The sequence below is a fragment of the Paraphotobacterium marinum genome (assembly GCF_002216855.1).
Taxonomy (GTDB): domain Bacteria; phylum Pseudomonadota; class Gammaproteobacteria; order Enterobacterales; family Vibrionaceae; genus Paraphotobacterium; species Paraphotobacterium marinum.
This window is the reverse complement of record NZ_CP022356.1, coordinates 351,988-363,873: the sequence shown is the minus strand read 5'-3', so window position 1 is coordinate 363,873 and position 11,886 is coordinate 351,988. Positions and strand designations below refer to the sequence as shown.

The following is an 11,886-nucleotide window of genomic DNA, read 5'->3' as shown; positions in this document are numbered from 1 at the left end:
GGAAAAATGAAAAAAATTCTAACACTTATATAGAGTCGTACTTTTCAAAATAGTTCAAATTAATTTTAAATAAAATTAATCTCATTGAAGGTTTAGAGAATATGTATAGAAATTTAAAGAAAAATGAAATTTTGAATAATTAATAAAACGTGAAAACAATAACATATTCAATTTAATCTACTTTATAAAAAGGGTTAAATGATTCATTAATGTGATACTTTGTTTATATAAGGTATATTTGTGATTAAAAAAGGGACTATATTTTTATAAAATAACGTATTCTGTATGACAAAAAAATTAGTTTCAAAAAACTCATGTTACAAACATTGTATACTAGGCAAATAATATAGTTTTGAGAATATTTTTTAAACAATTATAGCAAAAATTTTGTATAATAAAGTTATATTCATGCATAACAGCAATTTAATAATTATAAGAAATTGTTTTTAATAAATAAAATAATCATAAAGATAAAAATTTATTCAAATCCTCTCCAGTGTGAAATTACACCCTCGATAACTTTAAGTAATTGTATTTGATAATTATTATTCATTTAATGTCGTAAAAAACAGGACATAAGTCCTAACCATATTAATTACAAAAAACTATACTTTTAAAGCTTTAATTTAATTTTTTTAATTAAAAGGATAAAAATGAAAAAAATATTTAAAAATGTTATTTTACCCATTAGTTGTTTGATAGGTGCTAGTGCCCATGCCGATGATATTCCTATTGTACCTTTCCACGATCCCGCTCTAAAATACAACCAAGAGGATGTAGATCATCATAAATATGTTGCATTTAATGTTACATTATCTGGCGATTCTAGCCTGAATGGAGAAGGACAAGAATATCATTATCAACCAAGTGCTGATAATATAAATCACGAAGAAATAGATACGAAGATGGGGCCTTTAAGATATATCACGCAAACACAATTTAAACTGAAGAAAGGCTCTTCATACCCAACGTCTTTAACTATCAGTGAAAACACTTTCTCAGATGATATTGATAATACCTTCGGTAAATTCAATTGTGCAGAAATAGATTATAAAAATAAACAATTCTATACCCAAATAGGTGCTAAATTTACATTGGATAATAGTAACTTTGACACAACTAAACCAGTACAACTGACAATCTTTCCATTTCATTCTGATAATGATAGTTGTTCCAAGCCAATGGATGATAGTGCCTTTAATCTTTCATCAGATGTTAAGTATTATGATGATCCCAAACATTATGCATTAGGCACTTTATCCGTTTTCATCAGTAGAGAGGATGAGTTCGATTCAGAGCTTAAGTCAGATGATCCTGCATTATGTACTATCGATTCCTCTAAAATTGATAGTGATTTTGGATATGATAATAAACAATTAACCTTAGAGCATATGCATGAATGGGTCATAGCTCATAACACAAACAAAAATGGCACTATAAACTGGGAATATAAGGAATCACCTGTTGTCTCTAATAGTTGTCACCTTGAAGTACCTCATTGGGAATTAAAGACAATTAATGGACATGATTTTATCGAGTTCAAAGGGACTCTGACAAATTGGGCTAGTAAACCAAAATCTAGCCCTGAAGATAATAATGATATGAATATTAACATCCCATTACATTCTTCATTATCCATACCAATGACAACTCAATTTATTAGGATACCAGTTAAACTTGATGGCCCTACGACAAATGAAGATTCTTGTAGAGATGCTTTACAAAGTTTAAATAAAGTTATGTATTTAAGAACAAGACATAGCCAAAATTACAACCCTAATGAAATCGCAGATGTTGTTCAGGCTTGTAATATTGAAGCAGTTGAAAATCAATTAGAATCTGAAGAAGATATAAAAACCCCTACAGGTGTCGCAGATGGAAGTGATAGAAATTTCACTTACTCTGCAAGAGCCAATAAATCTATTCATATCTTTGGTTTGGGTCGAATAAACGGTTACACACATACTTATCGTACAAGATGGGGTATGGGTGCAGATTTTAACCCTAAGTATCCCGTCATTGGTTTTAGAAGTTCGACAGATTTAGGGTCAATATGGAATATCGATGGTAATTATAGAAAATCTTTTTTAAATTATGGTTCCTCCGATGAAACAACATATGATAAAAATGTCAGATTAGGTAAATTGATTGAATTTGCTCGATATCATATAGAAAGTTCTTTGCTGGGTTTAGACAATACTCGAGAATTTACTGGCTGGGTAAATAGGGAAATCACTGTAAAAGGTATTACATTGAGTGGAGGTGAAAAACGTAATCATGGTGCGGCCCAAATAAATGTAGCCCAATTTGGTGCTGCTAGCGAAGATATTGATTATGAAGTATATGGTAGATTAGAAGATCGAGAAGCTGACAATAACCCTGTTCATGTCTTTGACGTCAAAGAGCTTGGGTTTTGGCAGAACTGCGTAGATGGTATGGATATTGGTAGTGATAATTCAACCATGGATTATATTTATGGGCAAACTGCAGACGATAATATGAAACTAGAAGCAAAAAATCAGCGTGTTACCGAATATACAGCTCTTCAGGGTGAATCTGGCGCTGTTGTTATGGCAAGTATGTATGGAGTGCAAAGAGATGCTTTAACTGGTTCTACAATCGAAAATGTTTATGTTCCTTTTGTTATAAATAAGTTTCTTGATAATAAAAGTGACCCAACTTACGGTTGGTATTATGGTTCTGGTTTAATTACCAATCGCAATACTGATAGAATGTATCAGGGATCTAAATCTCCAAGTACGGAGGTTACACCAGGTGGGTGGAGTGTTAATAATTTTTATGTTTTAAGCCACACTCAAAATGATTCAAATGATTGTGCTCATAATGTTTATTGTGAACCATCGGCAATGACATTAGTAAGTAAAGCATTTAACATACAAGATGGGGAAGGTTATAATGGTGATTTTAGTTGGCTGGCATTTGAGCCAAGAGCGATCGGTGTTGTTACAAACAGACAACCTATCTCACTAACTAACATTGATCTTGGTGGTCAACAAATTTATAGTCTTTATGATTATAGTGATTGGGAACAAAAGCATCCAGTTCATGATCAATCTAATGGTCAAGCAGGATTTGTTTCTGATAACTGGAATGCTACCTACACCTGGTATGATCCAGTTTCAAGTCATGATGGTTATACATTTGATGCATACGTTACTGGAAATAATCAATAAGATGCCCTTTAGCAATCTTAGTGTGTCGCTAAATAGTAAAAAGACATAAAAATATTTATTAAAATTTAATTTTTAGCAAACAGTCATGATGTTTATTCCATCATGACTGTTTTTTTTGCTTAGGATTGTTTATGGTAGCATTATGTTTAATTAGAGGTTGCAATAAAAAACACTCAACAACGAGGGCTTCAAAACATATGAATAGAAGTTTGATGAAAAAGGCGATGCTCATTAGACTTTGAGATTAAAATAAACCCGCAACGTGAAAACATTGCGGGTATAATTTTTTTCTACACATCCATGTGCAACTGTTCCTAGATTTTTAGGAAATCCTTTCCTCTTATCGACCTTTCCTTGGTCAGCTACTCGTCCTCAGTACTATCACTCATCCTAAGTGATCGATAAATAATAACAAATCAAAAGAAGCAAAGTAGGGTGGTTTTAATTAAAAATAAGTTTAATAAAACTGATGTAAAGTTATATTTTAATTCTTTATCTTGTATTCATTAAAAAAGGATAGAATGATATGTTCACCATACTATCCTTTGTTCAATTTCAGGGTTGAAAATCTATGGGGCCATTTTTATTTTATTTTAGCGATTACTCGACAAGGCGCTTCGGCACCATTTTTTATTTTTAGGGGAAGAGAAATTAATTCCTGAACTTTTGCCGGTAACTTATCTAAATTACACAAATTTTCTAAAATATAAATTCCACGACTTAATACTTTTTTATGAACAGGAAAGCCAATGTTACTGCCATCAGGAGATAAAGTATCAATCCCGATGCCTTTTATATCCTTAGTCAATAAATAATCAATCGACTCAGTAGAAAAACCAGGAAAAGCTCTTTGTTGTTCACTTTTTTCAGCTCTGTATTTGTCTGGTTCGCCCCAGTGTTTATCCCAACCCGTAAAAGCTAGAATAATAGTGTTAGGCTCAATCATACCGTGCTTATTTTCAAAGTCTAATATATCTTGTTTGCTTATAAGATATTCGTCATGAGCTTTATGATGGACATCAATAACACATGCTGGACCCAAAAAATTTTCAACATTAATTTGATCAATTGAAATATTATCAGAAAAAAAATGGTAAGGCGCATCCATATGTGTTCCTATTCCCGCTGGAGCATCTATAAATTGAACACAAGAAACTTCGTCAAAAGTCGAGGTTAATTTAAAACCACAATCACAATTCCAGTGGGGTGTATGCTCATCGAGCATTTGAGTTAAATCTATAATTTTCATCTTATTTTTATATATTGACAAACCATCAACCCATTATAATTAAAGGCACTTAACGCGTAAAGTATAAAAATTTCACTCCTTTTATAATTAAAAATATTTCATGAATATTTTAATTTCAAGAAAGAAAATACTTCGATGGTTATTAATTAATTTACCCAAAACATGCATCTTTAGATCTCTGTATTTTAACTAAAATAGAACACTATTAATCTAGCTGAAAATAATCTTCTCAATCAATTTTAATAAAAAATAACATCATTAAGGGCATAAAAAAACAAAACAAAGTGATAGCTTCAAACAAATAAATATAAATAAAAAAGAATAACTGAATCAAAACTGAATAAAGCTCAATTTATAATTGATTTTATTCGCATTTATTAATGAATTAAATTAATTTATGTTTAATTTTAAAGATATTCATCTTTGTAAAGGAAATACATCAATATGAACTTTGAATTATTCAAAATCACATTAACTCTCCAACCTCCTCCAAAAATCTAAGAAAGTTTTTACGAATTATAAATCAACCAATATATATAAAAATTTTTTTGGATATAAAATTTCCAAAGGGAGTCTCAATGAAATCTGTAAATTTAAAAAAAATGAATTTTTGTTTTTTTAATATGATATTAATTGTCATATTATTTCAAATTAATTCAATTAGTTATGCGAAAAATATAAAAAATAAATTAACAACGGATGATATAAGTTTTCATGTAACTCGGCTAGGATATCTTCCTTCTAAGACTAAGACAGGAAAAAAAAGAGTAGGAGTTTATAAAGTTCAGTTACCCGAAAGAACATCTATCATAAGATTTAATAGTAATAATCTTGATGGCCCAGCTCCTTATTATGACAATATTGTTATAGTAAGTGCACATAAAGATTCAAATGGCACCGTGCATTACATTAGCAAAAAGGTAGGATATTTATATAATAATACGGGTTATGAGTCAGTCACGTCTCCTAATCATCCAGATCATATAGAAATGAATGAATACGCAATAAAGGCTTTACCTATGGAGTTCACGTTTCTTGATGCCGATACACCCGTGAAATTAATAGACTTTGGAGTTCCTGCTCTACTTGCTACTCATATTCCATTAAATAAAGCTTTTTCTTTAGAAGTAGGTCAATCATATCTAGATCCTGTTTCTAAAAACACGTTAGCAATCAAATCTGGTGGATTATTAGTGATTTCCAACCCTGAAACGAATGTTAAAAATTATTTTAAATCACGAAACTCCAACACGAAAAATCATTTATTGAATGATAAAAACGTATTTAGATTACAATCTATAGGTAACGGAAACTTATCATTAATCAATCAAAAAGGAAAAGTAATTTGGTCTTTTAATGATAACAAAGAAAAGAAATTTCCAAATTCTGAGCTTGTCATTCAACCTAATGGGGGGATGGTAATCTATAATACAAATCAAAGAATCCCTTCAAGGAAAGTCATTGCTAGTTATCAATTAAAACCATCTTCATCAGAAAATGATATTAGCGACTCTAAATTTAGAAAAAATTTAACATCAATCAATGAAGTACCAGATGATCAAACAAATTACTATAGTCATACAATTGATGAAATGCCAGAGACGGACATTAATTGGATACAGGAGATGAAGAAACATTGCGATGGTGTGAGTATAGAAATTAATTCAAAAAATGCCACTGTGGGAGGACCTATAAATATATATAATAATGGAACTAACCCAGGCAGAATACATGTAAGAGTTTTTTGTGGTAGCAAAGAACTAACAGATGAAAATAATGAGGATTATAAAAGACTTTTAAGCCATTTAGTCTTTACAGTTAATGGTAATAATGTAGGTGACACAAGTCTGAAGGCTGAAGATTTAATCACAAATATACACAACTCTAATATGGAAGAAGACTCAATTAACGATCCATATTCTATTGTCTCTAGTACAGTTGCAACAGATAATGACGAACAACGTCCAATATATGGAGAGGATAATTATAGAGATTTAAAAAATAACAAAAATGCTTATTTTGTTTTATATTCTACAGAAACCAATATTGATGATGAAGACAATCACATGTTGAACGCATATGCTATTGATGATTGCTCACTTATCGATTCAAATCAAGATGGACAAGAACAATGTAATTCTCAAAACCCAGGTGATGATCTAATTTTTACAACGAATGGATCTGTACCCGTAAAAACAAAACGAATTGATTCAGCTGGAAAACTTGGCTACATTGGATGGAGCGCAACGACAGGAATAAACTCAACAATCAGTATATCATCTGATTTCTCTCCGGAAAAATTCATATCTCACGATGATTATAGTATGAAAAATCCAGATAGTTATAAATATCCTGATTATTATATATGGCCAGGAAAAAGATGGGATAATAATAAGGGTGGTGCATATTTATATCTAACTCGACAACTTGGTCCTTGCGCCTTATTATCAAAAAAAACTGGATATTATTGTAAAGATAATGACCACGAACAATTTATGTTTAAAAATGGTTGGATTAAAAATGTTTCAAATATGTATAAGACACAATCAGAAACATCGCAAACCGAGCCAAGTGAAGATCTAACCATAAGTAAGTATATAATTGATGATCATCAAGCATTGACCAGCTTGCATAGAAACTTAGACGACGATACAAGTAAAAGTACTGCCCACTTTGATGAATCAAATAAAATGTTAATCTTTGATAGATGGGGATACCCATATGTTCTCAATGAGACAACTACAATTAAAAGAAACGAAACTATTGGTCATGATGTTAGGTTACACTGTATGTTTACAGATGTTGACACAATTGTACCACATTTTTGGGTGATTAATAATGTAGGCTTGCCTTTAATTTTACATTCTACTCCTGGAAAAAATGATATGATTAATCAACTAGCAAATAAATGTCTGGGTGAAAATGATAATTGTACAGATACTTCGGGAGCAAAAGATTCACCTAATAATGATTTTATCCTATCTTATAAAAGTTCAGATTTAAGTAATGGTCTTCGAGGTTTTGCATTTAGAATTGGAAAACATGTGAAATCAGCGTCAACTTCAGTCAATGTTACCGCGGAGACGAACTTAAATGGCGTTGTATTAGAGCCCGATGACTGGATGAGTATTCCGACTAATGCCCAGATGAAAAGAGCTAATAAACCAGATGATAGTTATGCATATTGTAATTATGGTGATAATTGCACGGTCACATGGACTGACACAACGAAAGATACACCTTATCTAAATGCAAGTAATTATATTACCAGTAGCATTAAACACTATAAGCATGAAAGCACTATTTATAGCGCAGCCTATACCTTTAAAGCACCATATAAATCAATGACTGTAACTTTTATTAACCACAGTACAGATTCATCATTAGAACTTGAAATTGAACCGAAATCTTCGGTGGATTGGTTACATGACAGTTATGTGAATGATCCTGATATGTTTAAAGTCAATGCGGACGGTCAGCATATTGCGCATTATCTAAATTCGGTAAGAAGACAATATGAAGTAGCAGAAGCAAATATCTATGATCATGGTGAATTTGTAGGAGAGATAACTCCAGCAAAAAAAGATGGAGACGATGGACATGATTGGGATGTTGTGTCCCACTATGTTAATGACAAATATACATTAACACCTCATCTAGATAACAAGACTGAAACAACGATGCAAATAAGTTATACGGTAACTAAAAAATAATTAGTTTCTAGCTATGAAAATCAATCTAGGATAAGGCTCATTTCGAGCCTTGTTTTTATGTTTAAAATTCATTTTACAAAGGAAGTTATGATATGAATCATCGCTTTATGTATATTTTTATTATTCTTGTAACAAGTTTTACATCTTTTGGAAAAACAGGAGAAGAAGCTCAAAACCCCTCAAGCGTAGCTTCCAACTATAAAATGCCTTTACAAGTATCTGTCAATGAAAGGACTGGTAAGGCTAATATGTCATTTAAATTAAATACGATTCCAGGTATTGTTTCAGAAAACAGTATAAATTTATCATTAACTTTTAATGGTCTACTCAATAATGGTAAAAAATCATTTCTTGGTCTTCCAAGTGGTTGGACTTATCAAATGGATTATTTAAGTAAACAAGGTAGATTAGTGTTTTTACATCTGGCTAATGGCTCAAGCTACGCCATAAACACTGATGGGGTCAATGATTTGCCATCCCATCTTCGTTATTATAAATTACACGGATTAGTCATGACTCGTAATGGTGAAATATCTAAAAGAAATGAAATTCATCAGAAGCTGGTTTTATCAGATAAAAAATTGTTGATAACTAAGACTAATAACAATAAAAAAATTAAACTTAATACTCCACCTGGATGGACTCTTGTAAATAAGTTGAATAATACAAAAGAGCATTTTTCTTTTGATGGCTTACTTCTTTCATCAGAGGATTCTTATGGGAATAAAATAGTTTATCATTATGTATCCACCACTGACGGAACAGAAAGAACAGATGGTACCGTATTTGATGATGATCTTTTGTTATCTAAGATTACAACTATCCCTAGTGGTGGGCAAATAGGAGATCCATTTTATCAGTCAATGAATATTACTAAAACTAAGGATGCATCTGAAGAAAATCTTATTCGTATTTCTTACCCTGATGGTGAACAGACAGAGATAAGAAGAAACATAGATAATCAATTGGACAACATTAAGTCCACGAATGGTTCTTTGAGTCAATCCATTCAGTTCAATTATGATGAAGGGGATAAAAAGATAACAATCACGTGGCCAAATGGTTTAAAAGAAGACTTATACATCAAGGATAAAGTTTTACATTATTCACCAACGTCCGCAAGCACCATGTTGCTACCAGTTATAAAACAGCTTACTCTAACAGATGAATCGGGTATTAATACGCCAATTGTTACCCAATATAATTATGAGCCCATGGGGAACCAAGTTAAAAACTATACAGGTTATAGTTTAAACTTACCTGCTCAAGATCAAGACCAAGTCGATCGCTTGATGGAGTTTGGAACATCAGATTATCAATACCAAACTCATGTGACACTTCCTAACGGGTTATTCAAAGAAACAACATTTAATAAATTTCATCTCCCCATTCAGGTTAGCATTTTTAATAATGATAATGAAGAATATTTATTGAGTAAAACCAATAATGTGTATGGTTGTAATATGAATGATGGGCCCAATGATGATTCATGTTTAAAGTCCAAAATTTCTGATAGAAGTTATAAATCCTTACCGGCCAATTATCAAACACCGTCTGTAGTTGACAAACTAGTCTGTAATAATAACTGGTCAGAAGAATATTGCAATACATATGGAAGAACTCATCGGATTGAAACAAGATACAATGAAAATGGTTTACCTGTTGTTGTTTATGAACTTGAGAAAAAACCAGAAAGTGAACTTTTAAATCAAAATATCAAAAATCCTTTATCTAGTATGGCAATGAATACCTTTCAGATCTCAAAAATCACTCAGATGAATTATGATTCAAAATTTCAAAATAAAGTGACCCGAAAGTTAGAGATCGATTGTAAACAATATAATAATAATGTGAAACAAATGAGTCATCAATCCCCATCGATCGCATTGAAATTAACAACAAATGAAATTAACCCCAACATTGAAACTAATGATGTTTATGATGAATATGATCATATATCCAATGTTCAAGGGCTTTATAATACCTCAACGAATACAGTTAATATCACATGGGATTGGGATAAAAATGATGCCGACAGTTGTAAAGTAGATATACAGAATTACCAGGGAGATAAAATTGGTGAGATTATTAAAAGCGAGACACCTCAAGATCCAATTTTTTCGGATAAAATCAAAGATACACAAGAGTCTCACTACGATTATCTAATTGGAACAACGTGCTCCGAAGAAGATCCTGTTTCTTACAAGCCACTAAAAGTGTATAAAAATGATTTTATTAATTCAATCAAGTCAATATCTGCTCAGAAAACAGTTTTTCCAACAGACCAAATTACAGATCAAATTGAAGCAAGTGATATCTGTAACTTAAACACCGTTTCCTTGGAAATGTTACAAAAAGTTACGGTCTCAGATACAAACCCCAAAAAACAGTTCACAAAAAAATATGATAAGTATGGAAGATTAAGCAGTTTATCATTAGAATGGGAACCCAATTATCTATATAACCACACTGAACTTTCTGATTTAGGTCCGAGTAAAATAATAAAAAAAATTAAATATAAATTTCCTTATTCAGACAACAAAGATGAATTAATTCGAACTTGCTTTGTTCAAGATTATAATGAGGTCAATTGCTCAGGAAAAACGATCAATACGCTTAATGGACAAGAGATTAGTGAAAATTTTTCAGACACAAGCGGACAAATTAATAACAATTTAAGTACCCAAAATATTTATGATGGATTAGGGCGATTGGTTTTCCAAAGAGATGCTACTGGTCAAACATTATCTTATGTATACAAAGATTACGCTACCACCCAATCTAAAAACGAAGTCATAAAAATTGGTCCATATTACACGGAAGGTTACACCAATCTACCAACTGAAAATTTATGTTTGAACAATTTATGTTCCTTTCAGGATGTTGACGGCTTTGGCAATATATTAGCTGAGGGAAATAACTTAACTTACGATCAAAATGGAAAAGAAATAACATCGGGACTTAATCCAATTTGGACAAAAAAAAATGATTATTATGACGGTACACAAAACTTAAACAGTATAGGAAAATTAAAACAGGAAAATTTTTATAATCCATCAAAACAAGATGCACCCTATGCTTACATAAAATATACATATGACCTAAGAGGCCAAGTTATTAACAAATTAACGACGGAAATTAACAGTGATGACACCTCAACAACAAACAATCAATCAATATCTTATGATTTGGTTCATCAAAGCGTACAAAACAAACTAAATGATAAAGATATTTCCAAAAGCTTTTTTGATGAACAAAATAATGAAATATCAAAGTTTATTTACCGATATAACAATGACCTTACTCAAATGAGCGAAGGTACCATTATTGATCAAGTATTTAATAGTGATAATCAAGTTATTTTAAAGAAAGTTGGCACATCAGAGATATCATCCAACTAAACTCATATTACTAGAGGTACTTGGATTCAACGACCAGTACCTTTAACTGTGAAAATTCATCAATCTTTTTTAACTGCATTAAACTACTCAAACTTTTTATTAATAGTGCAAGCAAGTTAGAAATTAAAAATACAACCTCAATTGTTCGAGTTATTTCAATTTTCAATAAAATTTGTTGTATGAGTGAATTCATACAACACACAATAAATTATCTTCAAAAAGGAGCCTTTATATAATCATAACCCTCACACAAACTCATTACATAAATAAAAAAAGTATCAATCAAGACTGCAAAAATTGTTCTATATTTTTCTAAATTAGTGCTATTA

At 31.2% G+C, this 11,886-nt stretch carries 4 protein-coding genes; 3 read left to right on the top strand and 1 reads right to left on the bottom strand.

The genetic code is table 11. The annotated features are described in order from the left end of the window. The first annotated feature begins 653 nt into the window (after positions 1-653). Positions 654-3,194 carry a hypothetical protein gene (locus CF386_RS08810; protein WP_089074068.1) on the top strand — a complete coding sequence of 847 codons (2,541 nt, stop codon included), beginning with the start codon at positions 654-656 and terminating at the stop codon, positions 3,192-3,194. 583 nt (positions 3,195-3,777) lie between these two features. Here CF386_RS08810 and CF386_RS08805 read toward each other — a convergent pair. Then, positions 3,778-4,464, bottom strand: a complete 687-nt coding sequence (locus CF386_RS08805; RefSeq protein WP_145955039.1) for a cyclase family protein — start codon at positions 4,462-4,464, stop codon at positions 3,778-3,780. A gap of 557 nt (positions 4,465-5,021) precedes the next feature. Here CF386_RS08805 and CF386_RS08800 point away from each other — a divergent pair. Next, positions 5,022-8,156, top strand: coding sequence for a hypothetical protein (locus tag CF386_RS08800; protein ID WP_089074066.1), 3,135 nt, complete (start codon positions 5,022-5,024; stop codon positions 8,154-8,156). A 92-nt stretch (positions 8,157-8,248) separates the two neighbouring features. Then, a complete protein-coding gene (locus tag CF386_RS08795) occupies positions 8,249-11,557 on the top strand; it encodes a hypothetical protein (RefSeq protein ID WP_089074065.1) in 3,309 nt (1,102 codons plus the stop codon). The last annotated feature ends 329 nt before the right edge of the window (positions 11,558-11,886 follow it).